The sequence below is a fragment of the Brenneria sp. g21c3 genome (genome assembly GCF_040240345.1).
Lineage (GTDB): Bacteria > Pseudomonadota > Gammaproteobacteria > Enterobacterales > Enterobacteriaceae > Brenneria.
In genome coordinates this window covers 465,137-478,435 of the sequence record NZ_JBEIAB010000001.1, presented here as the reverse complement: position 1 = coordinate 478,435, position 13,299 = coordinate 465,137, and the positions used below count along the sequence as shown (strand labels likewise).

The window sequence follows — 13,299 nt, the reverse complement described above, 5'->3', positions numbered from 1 at the left end:
TCTTTTTCAGTAGATAATGTAAGACTTAACGCCTGGAAAGAGAATTTGTTTGTCCAAAATAGGTGATTTTTGTGTAACGGATCAACCAATTTACTATTTAATTTGACACTAAAAGCTGTTGATGTAGGCTCTGGTTGTATTTCTTTGAGAATTGGTCTGACATGAATCCGGCCTGATATAAACTTGCTCTGATATCAACAATGGCTATAGCGAAAAGGTAACTCTGTATGGAACAAACCTGGCGTTGGTACGGCCCGAAAGATCCGGTATCGCTTGACGATATCCGGCAAGCCGGGGCCACAGGCGTGGTGACGGCGCTGCATCACATTCCCAATGGGGAAGTGTGGTCGATTGACGAAATTGAAAAGCGCCAAGCGGAATTAAAGGCGAAAGGATTGGTGTGGTCGGTAGTGGAAAGCGTGCCGGTACATGAAGAGATTAAAACCCAGACCGGCGATTACCAACGGCATATCGCGAACTATCAGCAGTCGCTGCGCAATCTGGCGCAGTGCGGCATTGATACCGTTTGCTATAACTTCATGCCGGTGCTGGACTGGACCAGAACCGATCTTGAGTATCAACTGCCGAACGGCGCCAAAGCGCTGCGTTTCGATCAGATCGCCTTCGCGGCTTTTGAGTTGCACATCCTGCAACGCGCCGGCGCGGAGCGGGATTACACGGCGGAAGAGCAGGCGCAGGCCGCGGCGTATTTCAAGGCGATGAGCGAGGAGGATATTGTGCGTCTGACCGGCAATATCATCGCCGGGCTGCCGGGCGCGGAAGAGGGTTACACGCTGGATCAGTTCCGCGCCCGACTGGCGGAATATGACGGCATCGATCACGCCGGATTGCGCGCGCATCTGGGGTATTTTTTACAGCAGATTGTGCCGGTTGCGGAAGAGGTGGGGATCCGTCTGGCGATCCACCCGGACGATCCGCCGCGTCCGATCCTTGGCCTGCCGCGCGTGGTGTCGACCATTGACGATATGCGCTGGCTGAAACAGACCGTCGACAGCATCAATAACGGTTTTACCATGTGTACCGGCTCGTATGGCGTGCGGGCGGATAACGATCTGGTGCGGATGATCGAAACCTTCGGCGATCGTATCCATTTTACCCACCTGCGAGCGACCTGCCGCGAAGAAAACCCCAAAACTTTCCACGAAGGCGCCCATTTGCAAGGGGATGTGGATATGGTGGCCGTGGTGAAAGCGATCCTGGCGGAAGAACTGCGCCGGCAGAAAGCCGGGGATCGTCGTCCGATCCCGATGCGGCCGGATCACGGCCATCAAATGCTCGACGATCTGAAAAAGAAAACCAATCCCGGTTATTCGGCGATCGGCCGCCTGAAAGGGCTGGCGGAAGTGCGCGGCGTTGAACTGGCGTTAAAGCGCATTCTGTTTCCCGAATTGAAACAGGAATAACGACGATCGCGATGTCCGCGCTGGCGGATATCGCAACCTTCCGCAACAGATTGAAAATACGTGACTTTTCTATCCTTCCGCCGGCCCCGCATGGGCCGGCGTTTACGTTATCGCCTGGCGCTGACTCATGACCTATATCAATGATTTTATGGCAAAAGCTATACAGCCATGCGGCGCTGGGGCATCATAAGCGCCGATGTCGGCCACGTCGCCGACGGACGATCGTTTATCACTCACCGGCGGCGTTCAGAAATGGATAACGCGGTTTCAGGAAGCCTGCCGTTTTAACATATTGGGTTATACAGGTTATGAAAAGGATATTTAACTCTCTGTTGGTGATCGTTTTTGTTTGTTTTTCTACGCTGGCGACGGCGGCGGAAAACTTGCCTCACGTGGTGATCCTGGCGACCGGCGGAACGATTGCGGGATCCGCCGCGGCGAATACGCAAACCACGGGCTATAAAGCCGGCGCGTTGGGCGTGGATACGTTGATTCAGGCGGTGCCGGAGCTGAAAACGCTGGCCGATATCAGCGGCGAGCAGATCGCCAATATCGGCAGCGAGAACATGACCAGCGATGTTTTGCTGAAGCTGAGCAAACGGGTCAATGAACTGCTGGCGCGCAGCGATGTGGATGGCGTCGTCATCACGCATGGTACCGACACGCTGGATGAATCCCCTTACTTTCTGAATCTGACGGTGAAGAGCGACAAACCGGTGGTGTTCGCGGCGGCGATGCGTCCGGCGACGTCAATCAGCGCGGATGGCCCGATGAACCTGTACGGCGCGGTTAAAGTGGCGGCGGATAAAAATGCGCGCGGCCGTGGCGTTATGGTGGTGCTGAACGACCGGATCGGTTCCGCCCGTTTTATCAGCAAAACCAATGCTTCGACGCTGGATACCTTTAAAGCGCCTGAAGAAGGCTATCTGGGCGTCATCATCGGCGATAAAGTCTATTTCCACAATCGGCTGGATAAAATTCACACCACCCGTTCCGTATTCGATATCGCCAAACTGGAAAAACTGCCGACAGTGGATATTATTTATGGCTATCAGGACGATCCGGAATACATGTATGACGCGGCCATCGCTCACGGCGTGAAAGGCATTGTGTATGCCGGCATGGGGGCAGGCACGGTGTCCAAACGCAGCGACGCCGGCATTCGTAAAGCGCAAAGCAAAGGTATTGTGGTCGTTCGCTCCAGCCGCACCGGCAGCGGCATTGTGCCGCCGGACGCCGCGCAGCCCGGTCTGGTTTCCGATTCGCTCAACCCGGCTAAATCACGTATTTTGCTGATGCTGGCGCTGACGAAAAGCTCGAACCCGGCGGTGATTCAGGAATATTTCCATCGCTACTGATATTCGTTGCGGATAAAAGATGATGGCCCCGTTATCTATTGCGGGGCCTTCTGTTTTAAGAAGCGGCTTTCATATTGCCGAGTTTTCTCGGTATGATTCAGCCATTCGTCTATATCCCTTCATCCTGAAATCTATTGGGTATAATAACCGTCTATCCGATAGCAGAATGATGTTGTTCAGTACGAGCTTGGTGAAAATAAGGAAACATCATTAGATGACACGACCCATTTTTATGGTTGGTGCCAGAGGTTGTGGTAAAACCACGATAGGAAAACAACTGGCGCAAGCGTTAGGGTATGACTTCGTCGATACCGATATTTTTATGCAACAGAATAGCAAGATGACGGTTGCCGAGGTTGTCGAGCAGGAAGGGTGGCATGGCTTTCGCCGGCGGGAAAGCCTGGCGTTGCAGGATGTGACAAAACCCGATCGCGTGATCGCCACCGGCGGCGGCATGGTGCTGGCGGAGGCAAACCGGCGATTCATGAACGACAACGGTTCGGTGATCTATCTGCGGGCTCCCGCCGAATTACTGGCTCAACGTCTGGTAAATAGCCCGCAGGCGCATCAGCGGCCAACGCTGACCGGGCGCCCCATCGCCGAAGAAATGGCCGAAGTGCTGGCGTCGCGCGAGGCGCTTTACCAGAGCGTGGCTCACCATATTATTGATGCGGCGCAGGATCCGCGCGCCGTCGTCGCGAATGTCATGCAGATTCTGCGTTTATCGATAGCCTAGCGTCATATTATTTGGATACCGCGCCTGCCGCTGGCAGGTTATTTCACCGGATAAGCCGTACTTATCGCCGAATAGAGAGTGACAGCGGCTCAACCTCCTTTTATGATGAATTTTTTCGACGATAGGTGCCTCAGCCATGCTGAATGTAAATGAGTATTTTGCCGGGAAAGTAAAGTCTATTGGTTTTGACAGCGATAGCATTGGCCGCGCCAGTGTCGGCGTTATGGAAGCAGGGGAATATACGTTCGGCACGGGTCAGCCTGAAGAGATGACGGTAATCAGCGGCGCGCTGAAGGTATTATTGCCGGGCGGAACCGACTGGCAGTTGTTCACCGCCGGGGATTCGTTTGCTGTTCCGGGGCAAAGCGAATTCAATGTGGAAGCGGCGGAACCCACGTCCTATTTATGTAAGTATCTGTAGTTGACCGGGGCGGTTTCGGCCACCTGATATTATCTACAAATAAGGGCTGCTTTATTCGGGTAAAGCAGCCTTTTTATATTATTTTTATAATATAAAAAATCAGTCAATTAAAAAAACATCCTAAAGTTTAATTATTACCAGGCCGATGAGGTTAGCCAGAGAATAAAGGAGTAAGTTCGGCGCTCTTTATCTTACTTACCTTAAATAATTCGCATCGCACGACAAACGTCGTCGTTTTGAACAGCGCGCCTGCGGCTTGAAGTATGCCGGGTATAAATAGTGATTTCTTATACCAGCAATGAAACGGTTTTCACTGAAAATAGTCATTTTTCTGGAAAGATAACCCAATGTTTTATCTCGGATTATATTTAATGACTGCTTTTTGTTTTTAATGCGCGATAACGCGCCACGCCTTTATTGCCAATTCGCCGTTTTAATCAACGCGCTGTTTTACCGGCTGTCTCAAGTTTCATTTTATTGTGCCGTTATGATTTGCATTCCCTTTGCATGTTGAGAGCCTCCGATGCTAAAAACGACCCGAGCCCGAATTTTGGCAGTTTGTACAACGATTGTGGTGCTGTCGCTGACAATTAACACGTTGCTTAATTACACCATCGTAAATAATGCGAATGAGAAATCCATCGACAATTTGCTGCATTCCGTCGCCAACAGCCATAGCATGGCGATTGGCGATTGGGTCGCGGCCAAAACATTGATGGTGACGTCGCTGCACGACGGCGTACTCACCGACGATAATCCTGTTGCCGTATTCCAGAAAATTGCCGCGGCCGGTGATTTTCTGAACGTCTACATGGGTTATGAGAACAAAACGGCGAAATTCTCCGATGCCGTCGGCATCCCCGCCGATTACGATCCCACCATCCGTCCCTGGTATCAGCAGGCGGTCAAAGAAGGAAAGCCTATTGTCACCGCGCCTTACGTCGATGTGTCGACCAAAGAGCTGATCGTCTCCTTTGCCGCGCCGGTAACGGAGGGCGGTTCGCTCAAAGGGGTGCTGGGCAGCGACGTGACGATGCAAAACGTGATTGAAAACGTGAAGTCAATCAACCCCACGCCTGCCAGCTTTGGGGTGCTGATAGGCCGGGACGGCACGATTATCGCGCACCCGGATGCCGCGCTGACGCTGAAAAAGATTGCCGAGATCGCACCGGATATCGATTTGAACGCATTGACGGCGGCAACGCGGCCGCTTGCCATTGATTTCAACGGCGTAACGAAACTGGTGCTCGCTCAGCCTATTCGCGGCACAGACTGGCAGATGCTGGTGGCGCTGGACAAAGCCGAAGCGACCGCGGGGATGCGCTCTTTGCTGGTGACCTCGCTGAGTACGCTGCTGGTGATCGCCTTACTGGGCTCGCTAGTCGTCGGCGTCATGATCACCTCGACGCTGAAGCGCTTGCTGCTGATTCGTGACGCGATGGACGACATCAGTCACGGCAACAATGATTTGACGCAGCGCCTGCCGGATGAAGGACATGACGAGGTCGCGCAGATCGCGCGCTCATTCAATCTCTTTATCGATAAGCTCGGTCAGGTGATGGCGCAGATCCGCGATATCAGCGCCTCATTGCAGCTGGCGGCGGATGAAATCTCGGCCGGGAATAACGACCTGTCGTCGCGCACCGAGTCCGCGGCAGCCAGTATTCAGCAAACGGCGGCGGCATTAGAGCAGATTTCCGCGGCCGTTACGCAGTCCGCCGGGTCTGCCCGGCAGGTTAATGAGAAATCCCTGACGCTGGCGAAAGAGGCCGGGGTCGGCGGAAAAGTGGTGTCCGATGTGATTGTCACCATGGAGGATATCGTGGCGGCATCCGGCAAAATCGGCGATATTATCGGCGTGATTGACGGCATCGCCTTTCAGACGAATATCCTGGCGCTGAATGCGGCTGTGGAAGCGGCGCGGGCCGGCGAGCAGGGGCGTGGTTTCGCCGTGGTCGCCGGAGAAGTGCGTAATCTGGCGCAGCGCAGCGCGCAGGCGGCGAAAGAGATTAAAGCGCTGATTGAATCGACCGTGACCAGCGTGACCGCCGGTTCGACGCAGGTGCGTCAGGCCAGCAGCACCATGAATGAAATTGTCGGCGGGGTATCGACGGTCACGACGGTGATGTCCGAGATCACCCATGCGGCCGATGAACAGATGCGCGGCATTCATGAAATAAACCAGGCGGTCGCGCAGTTGGATTCGATGGTGCAGCAGAATGCGGCGCTGGTGCAGGAGTCAGCGGCGGCATCCGCGGCGTTGCAGTCTCAGGCCGACGATTTGACGGCGGTCATCGGCCACTTCAAAGTGTAATCATAACGCCCGCCGCGGCGGGCTTTATTTCAGCGTAGAATGGCGGGTTAGCGCTGGGCTTCTCCGCCTAGCGCTTCGATCAGATTGGCGATCAGCGCGGCCAGTTCACTGGTCATCAGAATAAAATCGGCATCGAAACGCTGGGCAAAATCATCCCGATCGATATCGTCATTTTGCTCGCGCAGAGTATCGGAAAACTTCAGACGTTTCAGCGAACCGTCATCCGCCAGTACCAGTTGAACCCGTTCCTGCCAGTCCAGCGCCAGTTTGGTGACCAACTTGCCGGCTTCAATGTGAACGGCAATCTCATCGCAAACCAGATCCTGTTTTTTACAGCGGATAACGCCGCCATCTTCCAGAATCGCTTTCAGTTCCGCTTCATCCTGTAACGCAAAGCCCGCCGGCGGAGATCCGGCGCGCACCCATTCGGTCATCGTCAGCTCGATCGGATTTTCCATCGTCAGCGGAACAACCGGCAAAGACCCCAGCGTCTTACGCAGCAGCGCCAGCGTATCTTCCGCTTTTTTGGCGCTGGCGGCATCGACCATGATCAGGCCGTTGACGGTATCGACCCACAGCCAGACCTGGCTGAAGCGGCTAAAGGCGCGCGGCAGCAGGCTATGCAGCACTTCATCTTTCAGCGCGTCTTTTTCGGTTTTTTTCAGTTTGCGGTGTTGTTCCGCTTCCAACCGTTCGATTTTGGCCTGCAACGTTTGCTTAATGACCGGCGAGGGCAAGATCTTCTCTTCTTTACGCGCGCAGATGATGATCTGGCCGTTGACGACATGCGTCAGCGCATCGCTGTGGGAGCCCATGGGCGATACCCACCCCGTTTTCATCATGTCCTGACTACCGCACGGCGTAAAAGCAAACGCGCTTAACTGTTTTTCCATCTCATCCGCAGAGAGGGCGATTTCCCGGCTTAAGCGGTAAATCATTAAATTTTTAAACCACAGCATGGTGTTATCTCTGACTGGGCGTGCCGGCTGGCACGCAGGTTCATTGAGGCAGCGGGCATAATAGCGAATTCGGCCGCTTTGTGTTGAATAAAATGAGATTATTCATTATTCAACGCGTCGACTACAGCGCGAACTCCGGCGCTAAGCGGCTGATACCTAAACCATTAATTTTTTCGACCTTGATCTGTACCGGAATACGTTCCTTCATGGCTTCAACGTGGCTGATGACGCCGATGGTTTTACCTGATGCGTTGAGGTTATCCAGCGCATCCAGCGCGGCATCCAGCGTTTCGGCGTCCAGCGTGCCGAAACCCTCATCCAGAAACAGCGAGTCAATGCTGGTTTTATTGCTCACCAGATCGGAGAGCGCCAGCGCCAGCGCCAGGCTGACCAGAAAACTTTCCCCGCCCGACAGCGTGCGGGTATCCCTGATGGCGTCGGCCTGCCAGGTGTCGATAATCTGCAATTTGAGTTCGTCGTTGATCTGACGTTGCAACAGATAACGACCGTGCAGGCGGGCAAGTTGCAGGTTAGCCAGATAGACCAGATGATCGAGCGTCAGCCCCTGGGCGAATTTACGGAATTTATCGCCTTTTTGCGAACCGATCAGTTCGTTCAGGCAGCTCCAGTCGTCATAGTGCCGCTGACTTTGCGCAATTTCGTTCAGCAATGCCTGCTGATTCTGGCGATGGCGTTGGTCGGTGGTCAATTGCTGGCGTATTTCCCCCTGCTGCTGAAGATTGGTTTTTAACGCGTCGCCAAACTCTGTCAGCGCCTGCTGTATTGAGGGCAGGGCGGCGTCGGCCGCGAGTTTTTCCGGGCGCTGTTCCTGGTGCGCCGCCAGCAACTGTTCCGCCTGCTGATAAAGCGCGCGGGTTTGCTGCAACTGCTGGTACAGCTTTTCTTTCCAGTCGCGCAGTTCATTTCTTTCCTGCTCATCAAGCAGTGCGCGTTGGAATGCGTCTTCATCGGCAAAAATACTGCGCTGCAAAGCCTGGGTGAAATCTTGCGCGGCCTGTCGGCGTAATGCATCGACGCGGGTTTGCTGCTGTTCAATGCTGGTTAATTCGCCGGTGATGCGGCTCAGCGAGGATTCCGCTTGTTGGCGCTGTTCCTGCGCCTGCTGGGCGATCTGTTCATATTGCCGGCTGCGCAGACGCAACTGGTTGCCGACCTCCGCGGTCTGTTGGTCGCCAAAAAGCTGTCGCCGCTGCTGCCGCGCCGTCGTCAGCGCCTGCAACTGAGATTCATATTGCTGTTGTAATGTCAGTCGCTGTTGTTCGCTTTCTTGCAGCGATGCCGTGAGGTGGCGGCATTCGGCCGCCAGAGCCGTCAGTTGGTTCGAGAGTTGCTGCTCCTCCTGTTCAATCTCTTTCCACTGCCGCCATTCTTCGCCGCGCTGCGTCAGCCAGAGGGATTGATCCGACGTCGCCGGCGCGTTCAGGCCGAAAGCGGTCAGGTTTTTTTCCAGCGCCGACTGATGCTCCGCCTGCTGCGCCTGCGTCTGTTGCAGGGACTGCGCCAGTTCGGTTTGCGCGGCTTTCAGCGTTTTCTGCTGCTGAGTGTTCAGCGCTATCTGCTGCATTGTCTGTTGCAGTTGGGTATTCGCCTGGGTCAGTGAATCCTTACTTTCCTGCCATTGCCGCTGTATCTGTTCATTTGCCGAAATTTGCTGTTGCATGCGCTGCTCATGCGCTTCGCGCTGCGCCAGCCATGCGGCGACTTCGGCGAATTGTTCGGGCGCGAAGTCCCCTTGTAAGCGCTTACTGACGTCTTGCCACTGTTGCAGCAAACTTTGGTCTTCCTCGTCGAGACGCGCGCGCGTTTGCTGCCGCTGCTGAAGCTGCTGCCGACATGCGGCCTGTTGCGCGTCGGTGCGCGCCAGCGCGCTTTCCAGCGCAGTAACGTCCTGCCGTAGCTGCTGCAAGCGTTGTTGCGTTTCTGAGGGCTGTATCGCCTGATAACGCTCAACGGCCGGGTGGTGCGTCGAGCCGCATAGCGGGCATTCTTCGCCGGGTTGAAGCCGCCGTCTTTCCTCTTCCAGTTGAACGATGCGCTGCTCCAACTGGTTATGTTTATCCAGATCGATCAAATGCTGATGGCGCTGTTCATACGTTTGGCTTTGTTGTTGGCGCAAGGCGTCCAACTGTTCGAGCTGCGCCTGCGTTTGCGTCAGCTCGGTTTCCAACTGCCGCCGATTGTCGTTCTGCCGCTGAAATAACGCGCTGAGGGTGGCGAACTGCTGACGAGCCGGACGCAGGGCGATGGACTGACTGAGTTGCTGGTGCAGGTCGGCGGTGGACTGTTGCGCTTCCTGTTGTTGCCGCTGTTGCTGATGTTCGGCGAACCGCCGCTCTGCTTGATCGACTTCGCGCTGCCGTTCGGCGCGCTGCGCGGTCAGTTGAAGCGCCTGCTGATGCAGTTGCTCCGCCTGTTGCGCATAGTTCGCCTGCTTTTCTTTCAGCGTCGCCAGTTCGCGTTCCAACTGTTGCTGGCGCTGAAACTGCGTCCGCCATAGGGAAAGATTTTCCCCCCAGCGTTGATGATGCGGATGCTGCCGGCGATAGCGATGCAGTTGTTCGGTTCGTTGCTGTGCGAGCCGCTGCTGTTCTTCAGCCTGCGCCAGTTTGCGCTGCTCGTCCTGACGGCGCTTTTGCACCTGTTCCAGCTCTAGCCGTTGCTTGTCGCTTTGTTGGCGCAGACTGTCTATCTGGTGGTCCAGCGGGATGATTCGTTCGCGGATCAGCTCTTCCTGCCGTTGTCGCTCATCCGCGTGTTGACGCAAGTCCTGCAAGGCTTGCTCTTCCTGTCGGCGTAACGCGGTTGCCGCGGCTAGCTGCGTTTTCTGTTGTTCCAGCAGATGGGTCATAAGCTGAGACAGCGACGCGAATTCCTGCTGGTAACGCTCTCTGTTCTGCTGGAACGGACGGAGTTTTTCCGCCGGTTCATTTTGCGCCAGACGTTCGAGCCGCGGTTGCGCCTGTTGGATCGCCATTTCCGCGGCGTCGCGCCGCTCCTTGCCGGCGGCGAGCAATTGCTGATGCTGAGCGAGTTGTTCAAACCAACGCTGATAAGTTAGTACTTGCTCTCGCTCGGCAATGAGCGCCTGCTCCTGCTGCGTTAATGATGACAACTGCGTTTCCAGCGACTGGCGCTGCTCGTCATTCAATAACTCAATCCCGGATGCGCGCGCCTGTAGCGTATCCAACGCGATTTTGGCCTGTTTGTGGCGGTCGAAAACGCGCTCGGAAATCAGGCCGTAAATATCCGTGCCGGTCAGTTCTTCCAGCAGTTCGGCGCGGTCGTTGGCATCCGCATTCAGAAAGGCGGCGAATTGCCCCTGCGACAGCATCATCGAACGGGTGAATCGGCCGAAATCCAGTCCGGTGATTTCGGCGGTCATGCTCAGCTTTTCCGTGAGTTTTTCACTCAGTATTTTGCCGTCAGCCATCAGCGCCAGTTCCGCTTTCGGCGTTTGCAGGTTGCCGTCGGGGGAATTTCTGGCCCGGCGCTGGCTCCAGAACGCGCGATAACCGACGCCTTTGACCTCGAACTCCACTTCGGCCAGGCAGTCCGCGGCGTTGCGGGTCATCAATTCGTTCTGGCTGGCGGAGATGCTTTTTAACCGCGGCGTCTCGTGATACAGCGCCAGACAAATGGCGTCCAGCAGCGTGGTTTTCCCCGCGCCGGTCGGGCCGGTGATGGCGAACAGGCCGTTGCTGGAAAAGGGATCGCGGGTGAAGTCGATTTTCCATTCGCCTTGCAGGGCGTTGAGATTTTTTAATCGCAGACTGAGTATTTTCATTCGGCGCGCTCATCCTGTGCCAATTCTTCAATAACCTGATCGAACAGCACGCGCACGCGCTGTTGACGACTTTCCTCCAGATCGTCGGCCGTCGCCAGCCGCCGTTCAAAAACATCATGCACCGTCAGCTCGTTCAGCGTTTCCTTCTCCTGCCGCACGATGGTTTGCATGTGCTGTTCACGAGCTCGGCGCAACAACAGCACTTCGACGGGCAGGTCATCGGTTAGCGCCTGAATGCGTTTTTGTATGTCGTTGAGATATTCCTGCGTGGTGATTTCAATATCCAACCACACCGTTTTCTCCCCCTGATAATCGTGAAAGTCGGCGAGTTGGCGCTCTATATCGGCCAGATTGCCTTTGATCAACTGCATCGGCTGCGTCATGGGAACCGGAAGCGTCTCGATCGCCGGCGGGAGATCGGGCGTAAAACTGACCAGACAAACGGATTTGTCGCTGCCTAATTCGTCAAAACTCAGCGGAATAGGGGAGCCGCTGTAGCGAATATGTTCGCTTTTCGTCACGCGCTGCGGACGGTGGATATGCCCGAGGGCGATATAGTCCGCCGGCGGGAAAGCCTGCGCCGGGAACGCATCCAGCGTACCGATATAAATGTCGCGCACCGAGTCGGACGCGGTCGCGCCGACGGTGGTCAGATGACCGGTGGCGATGATGGGCAACGGCAGCCCTGCCGCCTCGCGTTTCCGGCAGGCCAACTGGTAACTCTGGTGGTAATGCGTGGCGATGGCATCCTGCAAGATCTGCTGTTTTTCATCGCCGGACTGGCCGGCCTGACTGGTGATCAGATCGCGCGGCCGCAGAAAGGGGATCGCGCATAATACGGCGCCGGGCCGTCCCTGACGGGTTTCCAGCACCATCACCTGTTGTTCGAGATCGCCGCCGGCGCTGGCGATGACCTGGGTATTCATGCAGGCCAGCAGATCGCGCGATTCATTCAGCGTGGCGACGGAATCATGGTTGCCCCCCAGGATCACCAGCCGACAGCCCGTGCGCTGTAGCTCGACCACGAAGCGGTAATACATTTCCCGCGCATAACTGGGCGGCGAGCCGTTATCAAAGATATCTCCCGCGACGATTACCGCATCCACCTGATGCTGTTCGACCTGAGCAATCAGCCAGTGCAGAAAGGCCTGATGCTCGGCTGCACGGCTCTTGGTGTAAAAATATTGCCCCAGATGCCAGTCGGCGGTGTGGATAATACGCATGGAACTCCTTGAACGATAAGTCTTCGCTGTGGCATCTAGTATAAACAGCCGCAGGCGTGCCTGTCCTTGCGAATACCCGACTTTGGAAATCGGCTCGAAAATATGCTGCGTGACGTTGAAAAATGCTCCTGCATTTTTTTACTCGCCCCGTCCATGGGGCTCGCCCTATGGGCCGTCACTGCGTGACGTTGAAAAATGCTCCTGCATTTTTTTACTCGCCCCGTCCATGGGGCTCGCCCTACGGGCCGTCACTGCGTAACGTTGAAAAATGCTCCTGCATTTTTTTCATAAATCTGTCACAAAACTGACGCATAATGCTCTGCGCATGCTAACAGCGACGATGATTAACGGCAGGATAAACAATGGCAAGACGCATATTGGTCGTGGAAGATGAAGCACCGATTCGTGAAATGATCTGTTTTGTACTGGAACAGAATGGTTATCAGCCTGTCGAAGCGGAAGATTACGACAGTGCGGTCATGCAATTGTCGGAGCCTTTTCCTGAACTGGTGTTACTGGACTGGATGTTGCCGGGCGGCTCCGGTTTGCAATTCATCAAGCATATGAAACGCGAGGCGCTGACGCGCGATATCCCCGTTATGATGCTGACCGCCCGCGGCGAGGAAGAGGATCGGGTGCGCGGGCTTGAGGTCGGGGCGGATGATTACATCACCAAACCTTTTTCGCCCAAAGAGCTGGTGGCGCGTATCAAAGCGGTGATGCGCCGCATTTCCCCGATGGCGGTTGAAGAAGTGATTGAAATGCGCGGATTGAGTCTGGATCCCTCCTCTCATCGGGTCACGACGGAAGATCTCGCGCTGGATATGGGGCCGACGGAATTTAAACTGTTGCATTTCTTTATGACGCATCCTGAACGGGTTTACAGTCGTGAACAGTTGCTTAACCACGTTTGGGGTACTAACGTTTATGTTGAAGATCGCACCGTTGATGTTCATATCCGCCGATTGCGTAAAGCGCTGGAAACCAGCGGTCATGATAAAATGGTGCAGACCGTTCGCGGAACGGGATATCGTTTTTCGACGCGTTATTGAAGGCTGC

9 protein-coding genes are annotated in these 13,299 nt (G+C 55.2%); 6 read left to right on the top strand and 3 right to left on the bottom strand.

Annotated features, from left to right (window positions below):
- Positions 1–227: 227 nt before the first annotated feature.
- From uxuA to ABRZ28_RS02090, 5 genes are all read left to right on the top strand, one after another.
- Positions 228–1,424, top strand: a complete 1,197-nt coding sequence (gene uxuA / locus ABRZ28_RS02110; protein ID WP_330519379.1) for a mannonate dehydratase — start codon at positions 228–230, stop codon at positions 1,422–1,424.
- Between the two features lie 308 nt (positions 1,425–1,732).
- Positions 1,733–2,782: a type II asparaginase gene (locus tag ABRZ28_RS02105; RefSeq protein WP_330519378.1), complete on the top strand. Its 1,050-nt coding sequence runs from the start codon at positions 1,733–1,735 to the stop codon at positions 2,780–2,782.
- Between the two features lie 214 nt (positions 2,783–2,996).
- Positions 2,997–3,518, top strand: coding sequence for a shikimate kinase AroL (gene aroL, locus ABRZ28_RS02100; RefSeq protein ID WP_319603597.1), 522 nt, complete (start codon positions 2,997–2,999; stop codon positions 3,516–3,518).
- A gap of 136 nt (positions 3,519–3,654) precedes the next feature.
- Complete coding sequence (gene ppnP, locus ABRZ28_RS02095) at positions 3,655–3,939, top strand: pyrimidine/purine nucleoside phosphorylase (protein WP_319603596.1); 285 nt, start codon at positions 3,655–3,657, stop codon at positions 3,937–3,939.
- A 523-nt stretch (positions 3,940–4,462) separates the two neighbouring features.
- Entirely contained in the window at positions 4,463–6,253 is a 1,791-nt protein-coding gene (locus ABRZ28_RS02090; RefSeq protein ID WP_319603595.1) for a methyl-accepting chemotaxis protein, read from the top strand.
- Positions 6,254–6,300: 47 nt separating this feature from the next.
- On the opposite strand, the gene rdgC is transcribed toward ABRZ28_RS02090, so the two are convergent.
- The 3 genes from rdgC to sbcD form a co-directional block, all read right to left on the bottom strand.
- Complete coding sequence (gene rdgC / locus ABRZ28_RS02085) at positions 6,301–7,212, bottom strand: recombination-associated protein RdgC (protein WP_319603594.1); 912 nt, start codon at positions 7,210–7,212, stop codon at positions 6,301–6,303.
- A 121-nt stretch (positions 7,213–7,333) separates the two neighbouring features.
- Positions 7,334–11,017 carry an AAA family ATPase gene (locus tag ABRZ28_RS02080; protein ID WP_330519376.1) on the bottom strand — a complete coding sequence of 1,228 codons (3,684 nt, stop codon included), beginning with the start codon at positions 11,015–11,017 and terminating at the stop codon, positions 7,334–7,336.
- Positions 11,014–12,240 (bottom strand): exonuclease subunit SbcD, encoded by a 1,227-nt coding sequence (sbcD, locus tag ABRZ28_RS02075; RefSeq protein WP_319603592.1) that lies wholly within the window; start codon positions 12,238–12,240, stop codon positions 11,014–11,016. Before sbcD ends, ABRZ28_RS02080 begins: the two co-directional genes overlap by 4 nt.
- A gap of 362 nt (positions 12,241–12,602) precedes the next feature.
- Here sbcD and phoB point away from each other — a divergent pair, with 362 nt between their 5' ends.
- Complete coding sequence (gene phoB / locus ABRZ28_RS02070; protein WP_319603591.1) at positions 12,603–13,292, top strand: phosphate response regulator transcription factor PhoB; 690 nt, start codon at positions 12,603–12,605, stop codon at positions 13,290–13,292.
- Positions 13,293–13,299: the final 7 nt, after the last annotated feature.

What these genes read in the sequence shown, in the direction of transcription:
- uxuA (WP_330519379.1), top strand. Translation starts at nt 228, where the DNA reads ATGGAACAAACCTGGCGTTGGTACGGCCCGAAAGATCCGGTATCGCTT.
- ABRZ28_RS02105 (WP_330519378.1), top strand. Translation starts at nt 1,733, where the DNA reads ATGAAAAGGATATTTAACTCTCTGTTGGTGATCGTTTTTGTTTGTTTT.
- aroL (WP_319603597.1), top strand. Translation starts at nt 2,997, where the DNA reads ATGACACGACCCATTTTTATGGTTGGTGCCAGAGGTTGTGGTAAAACC.
- ppnP (WP_319603596.1), top strand. Translation starts at nt 3,655, where the DNA reads ATGCTGAATGTAAATGAGTATTTTGCCGGGAAAGTAAAGTCTATTGGT.
- ABRZ28_RS02090 (WP_319603595.1), top strand. Translation starts at nt 4,463, where the DNA reads ATGCTAAAAACGACCCGAGCCCGAATTTTGGCAGTTTGTACAACGATT.
- rdgC (WP_319603594.1), bottom strand. Translation starts at nt 7,212, where the DNA reads ATGCTGTGGTTTAAAAATTTAATGATTTACCGCTTAAGCCGGGAAATC.
- ABRZ28_RS02080 (WP_330519376.1), bottom strand. Translation starts at nt 11,017, where the DNA reads ATGAAAATACTCAGTCTGCGATTAAAAAATCTCAACGCCCTGCAAGGC.
- sbcD (WP_319603592.1), bottom strand. Translation starts at nt 12,240, where the DNA reads ATGCGTATTATCCACACCGCCGACTGGCATCTGGGGCAATATTTTTAC.
- phoB (WP_319603591.1), top strand. Translation starts at nt 12,603, where the DNA reads ATGGCAAGACGCATATTGGTCGTGGAAGATGAAGCACCGATTCGTGAA.